The following is a 16,680-nucleotide window of genomic DNA, read 5'->3' on the forward strand; positions in this document are numbered from 1 at the left end:
GCCCCGCCTACAGCCAGTCGTACGTCACGCCGGTCAGCCTCTCCGACGCCGCCCAGAGCCCGGCACCGGCACGGTCGTTCCGCGTCCAAGGAGCCCGCACCGTCCGCCGCGTGGGCGTCCCCGAACTGCGGTACTCGAAGCGCGGACCGAAGTAGTCGTCCTGCCGCACGTCCTGCGCGGTCGCCGCGTACAGCGTCGGCCGCGCCCCGTCCTCCGGGCTCTGGGCGAAGAGCCGGTTGGCCAGCTCGGCGAGGCGCGCGGCGGCCTCCCGGCCCTCCATCCGCGCCCCGGCCGTCTGCAGGTTCGTGGCCGCGTAGCCGGGGTGCGCGGCGACGGCGACGACGCGCGAGCCCTCCGCCGTCAGCCGCTGCGCCAGCTCGTGCGTGAACAGCAGGTTGGCGCTCTTGGAGCGGCCGTACGCGATCCAGCGGCGGTAGCGGTGCTCCATGTTGAGGTCGCGCGGGTCGACCGTGCCCAGGACGTGCAGCCCGCTGGAGACGGTGACGACCCGCGCGCCGTGTCCGGCCTCCCGCAGCCGCGGCAGCAGCAGCCCGGTCAGCGCGAAATGGCCGAGATGGTTCGTGCCGAACTGCATCTCGAACCCGTCGACCGTGCGGCGCTGCGGCAGCGCCATCACCCCGGCGTTGTTGATCAGCAGGTCCAGCCGGTCGCCGGGCAGGTCCGCGGCGAAGGCCCGCACCGAGGACAGGTCCGCGAGGTCGAGCGGGGCGAACTGCACGTCGGCGCCGGGCGCCGCCGCGCGGACCCGCTCCTCGGCGGCCTTGCCGCGCGTCGCGTCGCGGCAGGCGAGGACGACCCGCGCGCCGCGCCGCGCCAGCTCGCGGGCCGTGACGTAGCCGATGCCGCTGTTGGCGCCCGTGACCACCGCCGTGCGGCCGCTCTGGTCGGGGATCTCGCTCGCGTTCCATCCAGTCACGTCTGCTGCGCTCCTCTGCGGTCCGCACCCGGCACATACGCGTCAGTAGCCCTCTTCGGTCCCAGCGTAGGCGAGGGGGTGCGGGTGCCGGGCGGGCATTCGCCCGATACGGTGGCCCGCGCGCGGGGCGCCCCCGCTCAGCGCAGCCGGACCGTATACGCCGGGACCGACACGGCGGCGTCGTCCAGGCACCGGCCGTCCGTCAGGTCGAACCGCCGCCCGGCCGGCGGCGAGGTGACGTACGGCCGCCCGCCCGCCGACCCCAGCGGGCCCCGCGCGAGGACGAACGCCCCGCTGAACGGGTCCTGATTGCCTATGGCGTACGCGCGTCCCGCCCGGTCGACGAAGACGGCGGCCTGCTGGCCGTCCGGCAGCAGCACCGCCACCCCGCGCCCGGGCGTCAGATCGCCCAGCTCGCAGAGGGCGTGCCAGCGGCGCCCGAGGAGCGCCTCGACGCGCAGGGAAGCGGGCACGGAGGCGCGTGCGGGCGCGGGCGCGGAGGCGGGCGCGGGCGGGAGCTGCTCGGGAGCGACGGTCATCGCGGGAGGTCCCTTCGGGAGAGCGGACAGGGACGGTGGGGGAGCGGGCCGGGCTGCGGAGCGTCCAGCACTGTGGCACAGCCGCCGCCGTCTGTCGCCACCGTGGCACACGTTTTCACCACACCTGTGACCGCTGTGTGTCCGGCTTCGGCACGGCCTGCCGCCGTCTTCCGCAAGCGAGTTGGGCGGAGCCCGTACGATCGCCGGGGTGACCACCGACATATCGCTGACGACGCTGCTCGTGCTCTGCCTCGCCGCGGCCGCGGCGGGGTGGGTCGACGCCGTGGTGGGCGGCGGCGGCCTCCTGCAGCTCCCCGCGCTGATGGTGGCCCTGCCGCACGTACCCGTCCCGCACGCCATCGGCACCAACAAGGCCGTCGCCATCTGCGGCACCGCGGCGGCCGCCGTCACCTACACCCGCCGCGCACCGGTCAACCGGCGCACCGCCCTGCGCATCGGCCTCGCCGCGCTCGGCGGCTCCTTCGCGGGGGCCTTCTTCGCCTCCGCCATCAGCAGCGCCGTCCTGCGCCCCCTGATCATGGCGATCCTGGTGGCCGTGCTGGCCTTCGTGCTGCTGCGCCCCTCCTTCGGCACGGGCGCGCTCCCCGACGCCGGGCCGGTCTCGCGCCGCCGCACCCTCGCCGCGATCGCCGTCGCGGGCCTCGGCATCGGCTTCTACGACGGCCTGATGGGCCCCGGCACCGGCACGTTCCTCGTGCTCGCCCTCGCCGCGATCCTGCACATGGACCTGGTGACGGCCTCCGGCACCTCCAAGATCGTCAACGTGTGCACCAACGTGGGCGCGCTCGTCACCTTCTCCTTCCAGCACGCCGTGATCTGGCAGATCGCCGCCCCCATGGCGCTGTTCAACCTCACCGGCGGCGCGCTGGGCGCCCGCATGGCCCTGAAGCGGGGCAGCGGCTTCGTCCGGGCGGTGCTCGTCGTGGTGGTCCTGTCACTGGTGTGCAAGCTGGGCTACGACCAGTGGGGCGGCTGACCGCCCGGGCCGTCCGGCGTGCCTGAGCTGCGCAAAGGCGCGCGGCTGCCCCGAACGGCTGGCGCTTGCATAAGAAATCCCTTAAATAGGCCCGGCGCGAACCGGTGCGCCCGCGAATGGGGCTAGCCTGACCACTACCTTCCTGACGTGGTGGGGGTTCTCGTGCGTTTCTCCCGGTGGGGCCGGGCCCGGTGGGTCCGGGCCGTGCTCGCGGGGCTCTATGTCGTCACCCTCGCGGCGGCCGTGCCGCGCGGGGCCGGTGGCCACGGCCGGGAGGGCAGCTGGTCCAGCGAGGAGGCCCGGCGGTTCTGGGGCCCGACGCGGATGGAGCAGTCGGCGCGGGACGGGTCCGACGGCGAGAACGGCGACGCCGTGCCCGACGCGCAGCGCATCACCGGCAGCGCCCGCCACTTCGACGGGGTGCCGTCCGTGGGCATGCTCTTCTCCGTCGGCGAGGACATGCGCGACCACCACTGCACCGCCAGCGTGGTGCACAGCCCCAAAGGGAATCTGATCATCACGGCCGGGCACTGCTCCATCGGCGACGACGCCGCGTTCGTGCCCGACTACCGGGCCGGGGCGGGCAAGCAGCCGTACGGGGTGTGGCCCGTGGACCGCGTCTACGCCGACCCCCGCCGCAGCGACACGGGCGCGGGCTCCGACCTGGACTTCGCGTTCGCCACCGTCAAGGCCGACGGCCGAGGCCGCCAGATCGAGCGCGTCACCGGCGCCAACCGGCTGGTCCGCACGCCCGGCTACGTCAACCGGGTCACCGTCATCGGCTACCCCGACGCGGACGACGACCCGGCCGACAAGGCCATCCGCTGCACCGCCATGACCGCCCGCCTCGAAGACCGCAACCAGCTGCGGATGCGCTGCGACGGCTTCGTCTCGGGCACCTCGGGCAGCCCGTGGCTCACGCACTTCGACGAGCGCACGCGCACCGGCGACCTCGTGGGCGTGCTGGGCGGCCTCAACGGCGGCGGCCCGGACGGCGACGAGAGCGCGCGGATCTCGTACAGCCCGGTCAACGACGACGAGATCTTCAAGCTCTATCTGGACGCCATAAACGACCGGCAGCCCGAGCGCGGCTAGCGCGCCGGCTCGTCCGCCAGCGCCTGCTCGATGCCCGGCTCGTGCGGCCCCAGGAACCGCGGCCCGGGCCGCACGAGCGCGTCCAGCGCCGCCTTCCCCGACGCGAACACCTCCCGCGCACCCCCCGCGTACCAGGTCACGTCGTGCTTGGCGGCCACCCCTACCCCGTACGCGTCGATCCCCGCCGCCCCGCACAGCGCCAGCGCCCGCCGGACGTGGAAGCCCTGCGTGATGAGCACCGCCTTCTTCACGCCGAAGACGCGCACGGCGCGCGTGCACGAGTCCCACGTGTCGAAGCCCGCGTAGTCGGTCACGACGCGGTCCTCCGGGACCCCGCGCTCCGTCAGATACGCCCGCATCGCGTCCGGCTCGTCGTACTCCTCGCGGCTGTTGTCGCCGGTGACCAGCACCACCCGGACCTTGCCCGCCCGGTACAGCTCGACCGCCGCGTCGAGGCGGTGCGCCAGATACGGGGACGGCTTGCCGTCCCACAGGCCCGCGCCGAAGACCATGGCGACCGGGGCGGCAGGCACGTCCCGGGCGGTCCGCATCCGCGGCTCCGCCGCCGCGTACACCCACGTCGCCGGCAGCAGCCCGAGCACGCAGCCGACCACGGCGGCCCACAGCAGCCGCCGTCGCTCCCGACGCGTCCGCGGCAGCCGTACCCGCATCCGCAGCACGCGGCCCCGCATCATGTCGATCACCCTCCCCGTCGACCGGTAAGAACGCGCCGGACACCCGGCCGGTTCCCGGCTCCCGCAGCTCAGGGACGTGCGCTCCGCGCCGCGTCCGGAACCGTGACCCGCGGCCGTCCGCGCCGTCGCTGCTGTCAGACCCGGCGGTTACCGTCAGGAGTATGAACGGAACGGCACGCACCGCGGGCGAGCGCCCCCCCATCGCCGGATACGACGAGCAGGACCTGGAGCGCTGGGCCCCCGAGCCCGACAAACGCCCGGGGCGCACCGCCTTCCAGCGCGACCGGGCCCGCGTGCTGCACTCCGCCGCCCTGCGCCGGCTCGCCGGCAAGACCCAGGTCGTCACGCCCGGCGTCAGCTCCCAGGCCTGGGACGCCAGCCCCCGCACCCGCCTCACCCACTCCCTGGAGTGCGCCCAGGTCGGCCGGGAGCTCGGCGCGGCCCTCGGCTGCGACCCCGACCTCGTCGAGGCCGCCTGCCTCGCGCACGACCTCGGCCACCCCCCGTTCGGCCACAACGGCGAGGAGGCGCTCAACGAAGTCGCGGGCCTGTGCGGCGGATTCGAGGGCAACGCCCAGTCCCTGCGCCTGCTCACCCGCCTCGAACCCAAGCGGTTCGTGCCCGCGGGCGACGGCAGCGGCGAGCTCGTCAGCGTCGGCCTCAACCTCACCCGGGCCGCCCTCGACGCCGCCACCAAGTACCCCTGGCCGCGCGGCGGCCACCCCACCGACCCGGCCTCCCGCAAGTTCGGCGTCTACGCGGACGACCTGCCCGTCTTCACCTGGCTGCGGCAGGGCGCCCCCGAGGGGCGGCAGAGCTTCGAGGCCCAGGTCATGGACTGGGCCGACGACGTCGCCTACTCCGTCCACGACGTCGAGGACGGCCTGCACGCCGGCCACCTCGACCCCAACGCGCTGCTCGCCGCCCCCGAGCGGCAGGACGTCTTCGCCGTCGCCGCCGGCCGCTACGCCCCCGGCGCCGCGCCCGACGAGCTCGCCGAGGCCCTCGACCGGCTCCTGGAGCAGGAGTGGTGGCCGCACGGCTACGACGGCTCGGCCGTGGCCCAGGCCCGCCTCAAGGACGCCACCAGCCAGCTCATCGGCCGCTTCTGCCTGGCCGCCGAGACCGCCACCCGCGCCGCCCACGGCCCCGGCCGGCTCACCCGCTACGGCGCCGAGCTCGTCGTCCCCCGCGAAACCCGTCTCGAATGCGCCGTCTTGAAGGCCGTCGCCGACCGCTACGTGATGCAGCGCGAGGACCAGGAGAAGCTCCGCGCCGAGCAGCGCGTCGTCATCGCCGAGCTCGCCGCGGCCCTGGCCGCCCGCGCCCCCGACGGCCTCGACCCGCAGTTCCGCACCCTCTACGCCGCCGCCACGGACGACGCCGGCCGCCAGCGCGCCGTCGTCGACCAGATCGCCGCCCTGACCGATGTCTCCGCGCGCTCCCTGCTCGCCCGCCTCACCGAAGGGCGCCGTGTGTCAGAAGGGTGACCGAATGTCCACAGGATCCGAGGACTTCCCCCACACCTTGCGGGTACTGACCCGTCCGGGGTAGTCCCTCTTCCGGCGGCGGGCCCCGTGCGGCAACCTCTGCACGGGCCGATTCCGGCCGGGGGCGGTTCACCGCAGACGCACTGCAGACGCAGCGCGTGGCAGCGAGGAGGCAGCAAGTGGTCGACGCGAACCAGACGTTCGTCATCGTCGGAGGGGGCCTGGCCGGGGCGAAGGCCGCGGAGACCCTCCGCGCGGAGGGCTTCACCGGCCGGGTGATCCTCATCTGCGACGAGCGCGAACACCCCTACGAGCGCCCGCCGCTCTCCAAGGGCTACCTCACGGGCAAGGAGGACCGCGACAGCGTCTTCGTCCACGAACCCGCCTGGTACGCCCAGGCCGACATCGAGCTGCACCTCGGCCAGCCCGCCGTCCACCTCGACCGCGCGAACCGCTCCGTCCGCCTCGGCGACGGCACCCGCGTCCACTACGACAAGCTGCTGCTCGCCACCGGCGCCGAGCCCCGCCGCCTCGACATCCCCGGCACCGGCCTCGCCGGCGTCCACCACCTGCGCCGCCTCGCCCACGCCGAGCGGCTGCGCGGCGTCCTCGCCTCCCTCGGCCGCGACAACGGCCACCTCGTCATCGCCGGCGCGGGCTGGATCGGCCTCGAAGTGGCCGCCGCCGCCCGTTCCTACGGTGCCGAGGTGACCGTCGTCGAGCCCGAGCCCACGCCGCTGCACCCCGTCCTCGGCCCCGAGCTCGGCCAGCTCTTCACCGACCTGCACAGCGAGCACGGCGTCCGCTTCCACTTCGGCGCCCGCCTCACCGAGATCACCGGCCAGGACGGCATGGTGCTGGCCGCCCGCACCGACGACGGCGAGGAGCACCCCGCCCACGCCGTCCTCGCCGCCATCGGCGCCGCCCCCCGCACCGCCCTCGCCGAGGCCGCCGGCCTCGCCCTCGTCGACCGCGCCGACGGCGGCGGCATCGCCGTCGACGCCTCCCTGCGCACCTCCGACCCCGAGATCTACGCCGCGGGCGACGTCGCCGCGGCCGAGCACCCGGGCCTGGGCACGAGGCTCCGCGTCGAGCACTGGGCCAACGCCCTCCACACCGGCCCCGCCGCCGCCCGCGCCATGCTCGGCCAGGAGGTCGCCTACGACCGCGTGCCCTACTTCTTCTCCGACCAGTACGACATCGGCCTGGAGTACTCCGGCTACGCCCCGCCCGGCTCCTACGACCAGGTCGTCTGCCGCGGCGACGTCGGCAAGCGCGAGTTCATCGCCTTCTGGCTCGCCGAAGGGCGCCTCCTCGCCGGGATGAACGTCAATGTGTGGGATGTCACGGAGAACATCCAGAAGCTCATCCGCTCCGGCGCCCCCCTGGACCCCGAGGCCCTCGCCGACCCCGCCGTCCCCCTCGACGCCCTGCTGCCCAGCCCGGCACAGTCCTGACCGGTCCGTGCCGCCGCCCCCCGCCCGTAGAATTCACGCGTGGCAGGACGGATCAACGATGACGACGTGAAGGCGGTGCGGGACGCGGTCCCGATCGACGCCGTCGTGTCCGAGTACCTCCAGCTGCGCAACGCGGGCGGCGGCAACCTCAAGGGCCTGTGCCCCTTCCACGACGAGAAGTCCCCGTCCTTCCAGGTCAGCCCGGCCAAGGGGCTCTTCTACTGCTTCGGCTGCCAGGAGGGCGGGGACACCGTCGACTTCGTCATGAAGATCGACCACCTCTCCTTCGCCGAAACGATCGAGCGGCTGGCCGCCCAGGCCGGCATCACCCTGCGCTACGAGGAGGGCGGCTACACCCCCGGCCGCCAGCAGGGCGAGCGCATCCGCCTCGTCGAGGCCCACAAGCACGCCGCGAAGTTCTACGCCGAGCAGCTCGGCAGCCCCGAGGCGGAGATCGGCCGGCAGTTCCTCGCGAGCCGCGGCTTCGGCCAGGACGCCGCCGAGCACTTCGGCGTCGGCTACAGCCCCGCCGGCTGGGACCATCTCACCCGCTTCCTGCGCGGCAAGGGCTTCAGCGACAAGGAGCTGATCCTCTCCGGCCTCGCCCAGGAGAGCCGCGGCGGCCGCCCCATCGACCGCTTCCGCGGCCGCCTGATGTGGCCCATCCGCGACATCACCGGCGAGGTCGTCGGCTTCGGCGCGCGCAAGCTCCGCGACGACGACAACGGCCCCAAGTACCTCAACACCCCCGAGACGCCCCTCTACCGCAAGTCGCAGGTCCTCTACGGCATCGACCTCGCGAAGAAGGACATCGCCAAGACCAGCCGCGCCGTCGTCGTCGAGGGCTACACCGACGTCATGGCCTGCCACCTGGCCGGCGTCACCACCGCCATCGCCACCTGCGGCACCGCCTTCGCCGGCGACCACATCAAGATCCTCCGCCGGCTGCTGATGGACAACTCCGGCGCCGAGGTCGTCTTCACCTTCGACGGCGACGCCGCCGGCCAGAAGGCCGCCCTGCGCGCCTTCGAGGACGACCAGAAGTTCGCCGCCGAGACCTCCATCGCCATCACCCCCGGCGGCATGGACCCCTGCGAGCTGCGCCTCGCCGAGGGCGACGCCGCGGTCCAGGCGCTCGTGGACTCCCGCACCCCGCTGTTCGCCTTCGCCATCCGCCACGTCGTCGGCCGGCACAACCTGGACACCGCCGAGGGGCGCGCCGCCGCGCTCGAAGCGGCCGCGCCCATCGTCTCCAACATCAAGAACAGCTCCATCCAGCACGAGTACGCGGTCCAGCTCGCCGGCATGCTCGGCATCCTCGACACCCAGTTCGTCGTCCGCCGCGTCGGCCAGCTCGCCAAGTGGGCCCGCGACCGCGGCCAGCAGCCGGCTCCGGGCCGCGGCCGGGCCGCGGCGCCCCCCGCCCCCGCGGCGCCGCAGGAGCCCGTGCGGCGCGGCCCCGCGCTCAACCTGCGCAGCCCCGTCGCGCTCACCGAGCGCGAGCTGCTCAAGCTCGCCCTGCAGCGGCCCGAGCTCGTCGCCCCCGCCTTCGACGCCTACGGCGAGGACGAGTTCACGGCCGCGCCCTACGTGGCCGTGCGCCGCGCCATCGAGGAGGCCGGCGGCGTCACCGGCGCCCCCGCCGACTACCTCACCCGCGTCCGCGACGCCGCCCCCGACGACACCGTCCGGGCGATGATCACGGAGCTGGCCGTCGAGGCGATCCGGCACAAGAACGTGGACGAGGTCTACGCGGGAATACAGCTCGTCCAGGTCCGGCTGCGCGCCGTCGAACGCCGCATCCAGGAGGTCCAGGGCAGCCTGATCCGCCTGGGCAGCCGGCCGGACCCCGAGCACCTGGCCGCCGTGCAGAACGAACTGTGGGTCCTGGAGCAGTACGCCCGCTCCCTGAAGGACCGCGGGGCGGCGGCGCTGTAGGGCCCGCCCTGAGGGGGGCCCGGGCCCGGCGCCGGGAACCGGCGGGTGAAGGGCGCGCGCCCTTCAACTCCGCCGCGACGGCGAGGGACCCCCACAGAGTGGTCCGGCGGTGCCAAGCCGCCCAGCAGCTTCGTCCGGCACCGCCGGTCCGCGCCGTATCGGCTGATCGCCGCGGCGGCGGATCCGAGGGAGCGGTGCTCCGGGAGCGTCGGGCCCGGTCCTGCCGGCCCACCGCCGCGGAAGCGGAGGTCGTAACCCCCGGTCACGGAACGGACTCAGAAAGTGCCCGCAAGCCCCTCGTGGCGGGCCCGCGTCGTACCCCACACTGGTGGGCGGTGCCTGAGTCCTCGGACGCGGCAGGCCCGGCCGCTCGGACCCGGAACTCGGAACCCTTCGCGAAGCCGCTCCTGATCCCCGGGACGGCCGGCGGCCAGGCCGCTGCCGCCCCTCCGGCGCATGCCGCCCCGAACCGGCAGCGATCACCTTGGAGGTCGCCCCCGTGCAGACCCGGACCCCGACCAGGCCCCAGCCACGGCCCCCGGCAGCAGCCCCGGCCCCGGGCGTGCCCCGGCAGCCCGCCGCTCCGCAGGCCGAGAGCCTCCCCGACGAGCCGCTCCTGCCGGATCCGGCCGCGAGCCGGGCAGCGGAATCCGAAGCCGAGAACGAGAACGAGAACGAGGCCGAGACCGAAGCCGCGTCCGAGGCCGCCGAAGCCGCCGCCGAGGCCGAACCCGAGGCCGAATCGGAGGCCCCCCGGGCCGACTCCGTACGCCCCGACACCGGCGGCGGCCCCTCCTCCGACCTCTTCCGGCAGTACCTGCGCGAGATCGGCCGCATCCCGCTGCTCTCCGCCGCAGAGGAGGTCGAGCTGGCCCGCTGCGTGGAGGCCGGCCTGTTCGCCGAGGAGAAGCTCGCCGGCGCCCCGGACCTGGACTCCCAGCTCGCCCTCGACCTGGACCGCCTGGTCGTCCTCGGCCGGATGGCCAAACGGCGCCTGATCGAGGCCAACCTGCGCCTCGTCGTCTCCGTCGCCAAGCGCTACATCGGCCGCGGCCTGACCATGCTGGACCTCGTCCAGGAGGGCAACCTGGGCCTGATCCGGGCCGTGGAGAAGTTCGACTACGCCCGCGGCTACAAGTTCTCCACGTACGCGACGTGGTGGATCCGCCAGGCCATGTCGCGGGCCCTCGCGGACCAGGCCCGCACGATCCGCGTGCCGGTGCACGTCGTCGAGCTGATCAACCGTGTGGTGCGCGTCCAGCGCCGCATGCTCCAGGAGCGCGGCTACGAGCCCACGGCCGACGAGGTCGCCGCCCACCTCGACCTCACCCAGGAGCGGGTCAGCGAGGTGCTGCGGCTGGCCCAGGAGCCCGTCTCGCTGCACGCGCCCGTCGGCGAGGAGGACGACGTCGCCCTCGGCGACCTGATCGAGGACGGCGACGCGGCCTCCCCCGTGGAGTCGGCCGCGTTCCTGCTGCTGCGGGAGCACCTGGAGGCCGTCCTGTCGACGCTCGGGGAGCGCGAGCGCAAGGTCGTGCAGCTGCGCTACGGGCTGGTCGACGGCCGCCCCCGCACGCTGGAGGAGATCGGCCGCATCTTCGGCGTGACCCGCGAGCGGATCCGCCAGATCGAGTCCAAGACCCTCAACAAGCTCCGCGACCACGCGTTCGCCGACCAGCTGCGCGGCTACCTCGACTGACCCGGCGGGCCCGGCTGATCCGGCGGGCCCGACTGATGGCGGGCCGGGGCCGGGCTAGCCGGCCTGGAACGCCCCCGGGTGCGTCTGCTCGCGCACGGCGGCGTACTGCTGCCGCACCGCCTGCCCCACGGCGAGGTCCTCCCCGGGGTCGAACGCCTGACCGGCGGCCGCGGGCCACATGGGCGGCTCGTGGGGCGCCAGCCCCCCTTGCTGGACGCCCAGCGCCCAGGCGGCCTGCCGGGCCGCGCCCAGGGCCGCGTAGTCCGCGGGCTGCGGCACGACGACCTGCGTGCCGAACAGCGCCGGCGCGATCACCTGCACGGCGGGCAGCTCCGCCGCGGGCCCCAGCAGGAACACCCGCCGCACCTGCACCCCGCGCGTGCGCAGCACGTCAAGGGCGTCCGTGAGCCCGCACAGCATGCCCTCGAACGCGGCCCGCGCCAGGTGCTCGCGCTTCATGCTCTCGCGCCGCAGCCCCGCGAGGGTGCCCGCCGTGTGCGGCAGGTGGGGGGTCCGCTCGCCCTCCAGGTACGGCAGCATCACGAGCCCGTACGAGCCGGGGGAGGACTGCAGGGCCAGCTCGGACAGGCCGGGCAGGTCCGTGCCCAGCAGCTCGGCCGTGCCGCGCAGCACCCGTACGGCGTTGAGGGTGTGCACCACGGGCAGGTGCATGCCGGTCGCGTCGGCGAGGGACGTGATCGTCCCGGTGTCGTCGACGAGCGCCTCGTGGTGCACGGCGAACACCGAGCCCGAGGCCCCGAGCGAGATCACCGCGTCGCCCGGCCCCACGCCCAGCCCGAAGGCGGCGGCCATGGTCTCGCCCGTGCCCGCGGAGATCAGCAGCCCTTCGGGGGTGTGCCCGGCGGGCTCGGCGGGCGCGAGCACGTCGGGGAGCACCGCCTGGCGGCCCAGGGCGAGTTCCACCAGGTCCGGCCGCCAGGAGCCGGTCGCGGCCGACCACAGGCCGGTGCCGGAGGCGTCGCCGCGGTCGGTCGTGCGCCGCAGCGGACGGCCCAGGAGCTGCCACACGAGCCAGTCGTGGGGCTGCAGCAGGGCGGCGATGCGCTGGGCGGACTCGGGCTCGTTGCGGGCGAGCCAGCGCAGCTTGGCGACCATGTGGCCGGGCTGCGGCACGGAGCCGACGGCCTGCGCCCACGCGGCCCGGCCGCCGAGCGCGTCGGTCAGGTCGGCGGCGGAGGGCTGCATCCGCTTGTCGTTGCCGAGCATCGCGGGCCGTACGAGCACCCCGCCGGCGTCCAGCGCGAGCAGGCCGTTCTGCTGCGCGGACACCCCGATGGCCTGGACGCCCTCCAGGAGCCCGCCGGCGGCGGCCTCGCCCAGGGAGATCAGCCAGGCCTGGGGGTCGCCTTCGGTGTGCGGATGGGGGGCGTACCCCTGCCGGAGAACGGCACCCGTGTCCGCATCGCAGACGACGATCCGTGTGCTCTCGGTGGAACTGTCCAAGCCCGCGACTATGCCCATGCCGAGATGATGCCAAACCCCGGGGCATGCTCCGTGCCCCGGAGGGGTGTTAGCCCGTCGGCCGGCGCACCGGGTCAGGAGTGAACCGCCGGGACGGGTGTGACCGCGGCAGGGGCGGGCGGAACAGCCCGGTCAGGTGTTGCTGGTGCCCCAGTCGTCCTCGGCGTCCCGGCCCCGCTCGCGCAGGGACCGCACACGATCGGCCACGGACTCCGGCATCCGGTCGCTCGCCTTCGCCACGGCCCGGGAGGCCAGCGCCCGGCCGTTCTGCGCGGCGGACTCGACCGTGTTCCGGACGGCGGGGTTCTGCGCGATCTGCCGGGCCCCCTTGCGCAGCTGCTCGTAACGGTCCCGGCCGGCCCGCGCCCCCAGGACGTATCCGACGGCTGCTCCCAACATGAACGTCAGCCGGTAGCGCATCCCGCTCCACCCTTCCTCGGATCCCTCGGACACCGTCGTCGCACCGTGGTCGCCGCCTACCCGCCGGGTGCGAAGGTCACTCCCGGGGTACCGATTGGCGGAGCACCCCCCTGCTTGCGCTAATGTATGTCTCGCAGCGAGCGCCCGCCGCCCGGAAGACCGGTCGGAAGAGCATTCGAAGCAAACGCAGCAATCCCCTGTAGCTCAATTGGCAGAGCAGCCGGCTGTTAACCGGCAGGTTACTGGTTCGAGTCCAGTCGGGGGAGCGCGATCCTCTGTAGCTCAATTGGCAGAGCAGCCGGCTGTTAACCGGCAGGTTACTGGTTCGAGTCCAGTCGGAGGAGCAAACGATCGAGGACCCCTTCGGGGGTCCTTTTTCGTGTCCGGAAGTGCTTCCGGAGGGAACCGTCCCGCCGTGATCGAAGTCCTCATGGTCAGGTAGGTCACGCAATACGCCCCCTCAGGGGCAGCAGATCGTATGAGCGGCTATGCTGCGGCAGACGGCGCGCACAGATGTGCGCGACGCGCCGTGAACGGGGCGGTAGCTCAGCCGGTTAGAGCAGCGGACTCATAATCCGTCGGCCGTGGGTTCGAGTCCCACCCGCCCCACCTACGCGATGTCGCTGCAGAAACGATGCGACCTGCGTCTTCGAAGCCCCGCCCGGCCCGGCTCCCGCCCGGCCCCGCGGGGCTTCGCGCCGTACGGGCCCGGCACCGCACGTCTTCGGCCACCTCCTGCCACGCGGACCGTCTGCCCCGTCCCCGCGCGGGTATGCGGCGGAATACGGCCCGGCGTCATCCTGTTGGCGCTGCTGGGCCGGTCGACGGTCACCCGACGCCACAGCGGAAGCAGGTAGCGACGCATGAGCAGCAGCACGGTGGAGCTCACCAAGGACAACTTCGACGAGATCGTCTCCGGCAGCGGATTCGTGCTCATCGACTTCTGGGCGTCGTGGTGCGGCCCCTGCCGGCAGTTCGCCCCGGTGTACGAGGGGGCCGCCGAGCGCCACGGCGACCTGGTCTTCGCCAAGGTCGACACCGAGGCCCAGCCCGAGCTGGCGGCGGCCTTCGACATCCGGTCGATCCCGACGCTGATGATCGTGCGGGACAACATCGCGGTGTTCGCACAGCCGGGCGCCCTCCCGGAGGCCGCCCTGGAGGACGTCATCCGCCAGGCCCGCGCGCTCGACATGGACGAGGTGCGCGCCTCCGTCGCCGAGGAGCAGGCGAAGGCCGGGCAGCCGGCGGCGCAGGGCGAGGGGCAGCCCTCCGGTGAGTGAGCTGCTGCTGATCCGGCACGGCGAGACGGAGTGGAGCCGCGACGGCCGCCACACCGGCTTCACGGACGTGGCCCTGACCGACCGCGGCGAGCGGCAGGCGGAGGCCCTGCGCCCGCTGCTCGCCGCCGACCCGCCCGCGAAGGTCCTGGTGAGCCCCATGAAGCGGGCCCTGCGGACGGCCGAGCTCGCCGGGCTGGAGGGCGCCGAGACCGACCCGGACCTCCACGAGTGGGACTACGGCGGCTACGAGGGCGTCACCACCGAGGAGATCCACCGCACCCGCCCCGGCTGGTACCTGTGGGACGACGGCGTCGTCCCCGGGCCGCCGGAGCACCCGGGCGAGACGCCCGAGCAGGTCGGGGCGCGCGCCGACCGGGTGCTGGCCCGCGTCGTCCCCCTGCTGGAGGCCGGCGGCGGGGACGTGGCGCTCGTGGCGCACGGGCACTTCCTGCGCGTCCTGACGGCCCGCAGGCTCGGCCTGCCGCCCGCCGCGGGCGCGCTCTTCCGGCTCGACACCGCGACGGTCAGCAGGATCGGCACCGAGCACGGGCGCCCCGCGCTCGTGGCCTGGAACGTGCGGCCGGCGTGATCCGGGCCGGCTCTCTTCACCGTGCCGGGCGCAGCACGGCCCCGTGCGCGCGGCGAGCCCCTAAGCTGTGATCTCCGAAACCGAGCAGTGACCTGGAGGACGATCCCGTGGCCACCACCCGCACCGCGCACACCGTCTGGGAAGGCGAGCTGCTCAAGGGCAGCGGCACCGTCACCTTCGACTCGTCCGGCATCGGCTCGCAGCCGGTGTCGTGGCCGTCGCGCGCCGAGCAGGCCAATGGCAGGACGAGCCCGGAGGAGCTGATCGCGGCCGCGCACTCCAGCTGCTTCTCCATGGCCCTCTCGCACGGCCTGACGGGCGCCGGCAACCCGCCCACCCGCCTGGAGACCAAGGCCGACGTCACGTTCCAGCCGGGCGAGGGCATCACCGGCATCCACCTCACTGTCCGCGGCGAGGTGCCGGGCCTGGACGCGGACGGCTTCCAGGCCGCCGCCGAGGACGCCAAGAAGAACTGCCCCGTCAGCCAGGCCCTCACCGGGACGACGATCACGCTGTCGGCCGAGCTGGCCTGACCCCCGTCCCCTTCGCGCTGCGCGGCCCCGGCGTCACGGCGTCAGGGCCGCGTAGACGATGAGGTTCTTCGCCGGGTGCCCGTTCGCGTCCGGGCCGCCCGCACAGGTGACCAGCCGCAGCACCCGCTCCTTCGTCGGCCCGTAGACCTTCCGCGTGGGGAAGGCGGACTCGTCGGCCGTCTCCTTGCCGGTGACGGAGAAGCGCAGCAGCGTGCCGTCCCCGCGCCGGACGTCGACGGCCGCCCCCTCGTCCACCTTCTCCAGGTCGCGGAAGACGGCCCTGCCCCCGCGGGTGTCGTCGTGGCCGATGACGACGGCGGCGCCGGGCTCGCCGGGCACGGCCCCGCCCGTGTACCAGCCGGCCGTCATGCCCTTCTCCGGCGGCGGGACCTGCACGGTGCCGTCGCCGTTCCTGCCGAGGCGCAGCAGCGCGCTGTCCACGCCGATGGAGGGGATCGAGAGGCGGGCCGGCTCCTCGGGCGAGGCCGGGGTGCCGCTGGCCGCCGTGCTGCCGGCCGTGCCGGACGAGCAGGCGGTGAGCAGGGCGGCGGTGAGCGCGGCGGGCAGGATCAGGGCCGCCATGAGGGCGGGTGCGGAAGGGTGCCTGCGGGGCATGGGCTGTCCGTCCGGTGTGGGGGATCCGGTCGTGGTACCCGTTCACGCTAGGGAACGGCCGCCGCCCGCCGCCTCGGGTGAACGGCCAGTTCTGCCTCCCCCCAAAGGATGAGGACCGTTCGGGTTTGAACCACTGCCGCGCACAGACCGTCCGCCTACACGAACCGCTGCAGAAGCCCCCACGTGAACTCGACCACGTGCTCTCCCCGCTTCCCGGCGGCGTCCGGCGCGGTGAACGCGAGCCGCCAGCGGGTGGGGGCCGTGCCCTCCAGGGGCCGGGCGGGGGCGAAGGCGCGCGCCACCTCGTCCACCGTGCACGACCAGGGCCGCAGATCCTCCACCGTGCGCAGCTCGGGGCCGGGCGCGCCGGGCGCGCGGACCAGCCACTCGTTCCACACGGCCCCGCCGGGCGCCGCCAGCACCTCGAACCGCAGGTCCGGCCAGAGCGGCAGCCGCCATATCGACGCCTCGAAGGCCAGGTCGCCGATGCGGCGCTCGCCGGTGGCGTCGGGCGGGCCGAGCACCGAGCGGTAGCGCGGCCCCGCCCCGCGCCGCCCCGGCGCCCGCAGCATGGCCTGCCAGCGCCGGTTGGCCTCCCGCATCTCCGCCTTGCCGACGCCGAGCTCGCGCAGGGCGTCCTCGACGAGACCGGGCTGGTGGTCGGCCATCCGCCGCAGCAGGACGAGCTGGAAGCCGAGCGGGCCGAAGGCGCCACCGGGGCCTGAGGCGCCGGACGAGCCGGTGGCGCCGGATGAGCTTGAGGCGCCGTACGAGCCTGAGGCGCCGGACGAAGGGGCGGGCTCGGGTGCGGAGTCGCGCGCTGGGTTCATGGGGGCCATCGTCGCGCACGGGAGGCGGGCGCCGCCGGGCCTCGCCCGTTCACTAGGGTCTGGCTAGCGATCACCCGCGTACGG

General features: G+C 74.4%; 16 protein-coding genes and 3 tRNA genes. 12 read left to right on the top strand and 7 right to left on the bottom strand.

All coding sequences use genetic code 11. The features are described from left to right. Nucleotides 1–7 precede the first annotated feature (7 nt). Together B7P34_RS08010 and B7P34_RS08015 are read right to left on the bottom strand one after the other, a co-directional pair. Complete coding sequence (locus B7P34_RS08010; RefSeq protein ID WP_106675115.1) at nucleotides 8–937, bottom strand: oxidoreductase; 930 nt, start codon at nucleotides 935–937, stop codon at nucleotides 8–10. 137 nt (nucleotides 938–1,074) lie between these two features. Then, nucleotides 1,075–1,476, bottom strand: coding sequence for a nitrite reductase (NAD(P)H) small subunit (locus tag B7P34_RS08015; RefSeq protein ID WP_106675116.1), 402 nt, complete (start codon nucleotides 1,474–1,476; stop codon nucleotides 1,075–1,077). 208 nt (nucleotides 1,477–1,684) lie between these two features. Between B7P34_RS08015 and B7P34_RS08020 the strand changes: the two genes are divergently transcribed. Both B7P34_RS08020 and B7P34_RS08025 read left to right on the top strand, forming a co-directional pair. Next, nucleotides 1,685–2,473, top strand: a complete 789-nt coding sequence (locus tag B7P34_RS08020) for a sulfite exporter TauE/SafE family protein (protein ID WP_106675117.1) — start codon at nucleotides 1,685–1,687, stop codon at nucleotides 2,471–2,473. Between the two features lie 147 nt (nucleotides 2,474–2,620). Beyond that, on the top strand, nucleotides 2,621–3,568 hold the full coding sequence (locus B7P34_RS08025) for a trypsin-like serine peptidase (RefSeq protein WP_223267618.1): 948 nt from the start codon (nucleotides 2,621–2,623) through the stop codon (nucleotides 3,566–3,568). On the opposite strand, the gene B7P34_RS08030 is transcribed toward B7P34_RS08025, so the two are convergent. Next, nucleotides 3,565–4,263: a SanA/YdcF family protein gene (locus B7P34_RS08030; RefSeq protein WP_223267619.1), complete on the bottom strand. Its 699-nt coding sequence runs from the start codon at nucleotides 4,261–4,263 to the stop codon at nucleotides 3,565–3,567. The two genes, B7P34_RS08025 and B7P34_RS08030, sit on opposite strands and share 4 nt — an antisense overlap. Nucleotides 4,264–4,424: 161 nt before the next feature. Between B7P34_RS08030 and B7P34_RS08035 the strand changes: the two genes are divergently transcribed. The 4 genes from B7P34_RS08035 to B7P34_RS08050 all read left to right on the top strand — a co-directional run bounded on the left by B7P34_RS08035 (nucleotide 4,425) and on the right by B7P34_RS08050 (nucleotide 10,847). Continuing rightward, a complete protein-coding gene (locus B7P34_RS08035) occupies nucleotides 4,425–5,753 on the top strand; it encodes a deoxyguanosinetriphosphate triphosphohydrolase (RefSeq protein ID WP_106675118.1) in 1,329 nt (442 codons plus the stop codon). Nucleotides 5,754–5,932: 179 nt separating this feature from the next. Beyond that, entirely contained in the window at nucleotides 5,933–7,210 is a 1,278-nt protein-coding gene (locus tag B7P34_RS08040; RefSeq protein ID WP_106675119.1) for an NAD(P)/FAD-dependent oxidoreductase, read from the top strand. Between the two features lie 39 nt (nucleotides 7,211–7,249). Then, on the top strand, nucleotides 7,250–9,148 hold the full coding sequence (dnaG, locus tag B7P34_RS08045) for a DNA primase (protein WP_106675120.1): 1,899 nt from the start codon (nucleotides 7,250–7,252) through the stop codon (nucleotides 9,146–9,148). A 499-nt stretch (nucleotides 9,149–9,647) separates the two neighbouring features. Further along, nucleotides 9,648–10,847 carry an RNA polymerase sigma factor gene (locus B7P34_RS08050; RefSeq protein ID WP_223267620.1) on the top strand — a complete coding sequence of 400 codons (1,200 nt, stop codon included), beginning with the start codon at nucleotides 9,648–9,650 and terminating at the stop codon, nucleotides 10,845–10,847. 54 nt (nucleotides 10,848–10,901) lie between these two features. Here the strand turns inward: B7P34_RS08050 and B7P34_RS08055 are convergent, their stop codons facing one another. Beyond that, nucleotides 10,902–12,329 (bottom strand): FGGY family carbohydrate kinase, encoded by a 1,428-nt coding sequence (locus tag B7P34_RS08055; protein WP_106675121.1) that lies wholly within the window; start codon nucleotides 12,327–12,329, stop codon nucleotides 10,902–10,904. A 132-nt stretch (nucleotides 12,330–12,461) separates the two neighbouring features. Next, nucleotides 12,462–12,782, bottom strand: a complete 321-nt coding sequence (locus B7P34_RS08060) for a hypothetical protein (RefSeq protein WP_435693953.1) — start codon at nucleotides 12,780–12,782, stop codon at nucleotides 12,462–12,464. A gap of 160 nt (nucleotides 12,783–12,942) precedes the next feature. Between B7P34_RS08060 and B7P34_RS08065 the strand changes: the two genes are divergently transcribed. The 6 genes from B7P34_RS08065 (at nucleotide 12,943) to B7P34_RS08090 (ending at nucleotide 15,151) form a co-directional block, all read left to right on the top strand. Continuing rightward, nucleotides 12,943–13,015 (top strand) — tRNA-Asn (locus B7P34_RS08065). Nucleotides 13,016–13,020: 5 nt separating this feature from the next. Further along, nucleotides 13,021–13,093 (top strand) — tRNA-Asn (locus B7P34_RS08070). Nucleotides 13,094–13,284: 191 nt separating this feature from the next. Further along, nucleotides 13,285–13,358, top strand: a tRNA-Ile gene (locus B7P34_RS08075). A gap of 254 nt (nucleotides 13,359–13,612) precedes the next feature. Further along, a complete protein-coding gene (gene trxA / locus B7P34_RS08080; RefSeq protein ID WP_106675123.1) occupies nucleotides 13,613–14,029 on the top strand; it encodes a thioredoxin in 417 nt (138 codons plus the stop codon). Then, nucleotides 14,022–14,618 carry a histidine phosphatase family protein gene (locus B7P34_RS08085; protein ID WP_106675124.1) on the top strand — a complete coding sequence of 199 codons (597 nt, stop codon included), beginning with the start codon at nucleotides 14,022–14,024 and terminating at the stop codon, nucleotides 14,616–14,618. The genes trxA and B7P34_RS08085 overlap by 8 nt, the downstream gene beginning before the upstream one ends. 107 nt (nucleotides 14,619–14,725) lie before the next feature. Further along, on the top strand, nucleotides 14,726–15,151 hold the full coding sequence (locus B7P34_RS08090) for an OsmC family protein (RefSeq protein ID WP_106675125.1): 426 nt from the start codon (nucleotides 14,726–14,728) through the stop codon (nucleotides 15,149–15,151). 33 nt (nucleotides 15,152–15,184) lie between these two features. Here B7P34_RS08090 and B7P34_RS08095 read toward each other — a convergent pair whose 3' ends face one another. Both B7P34_RS08095 and B7P34_RS08100 read right to left on the bottom strand, forming a co-directional pair. Further along, nucleotides 15,185–15,766 (bottom strand): sortase domain-containing protein, encoded by a 582-nt coding sequence (locus B7P34_RS08095; protein WP_106675126.1) that lies wholly within the window; start codon nucleotides 15,764–15,766, stop codon nucleotides 15,185–15,187. Between the two features lie 155 nt (nucleotides 15,767–15,921). Next, entirely contained in the window at nucleotides 15,922–16,596 is a 675-nt protein-coding gene (locus B7P34_RS08100) for a hypothetical protein (RefSeq protein WP_223267621.1), read from the bottom strand. Nucleotides 16,597–16,680: the final 84 nt, after the last annotated feature.

The organism is Streptosporangium nondiastaticum, from assembly GCF_003011965.1.
Lineage (GTDB): Bacteria > Actinomycetota > Actinomycetes > Streptomycetales > Streptomycetaceae > Streptomyces > Streptomyces nondiastaticus.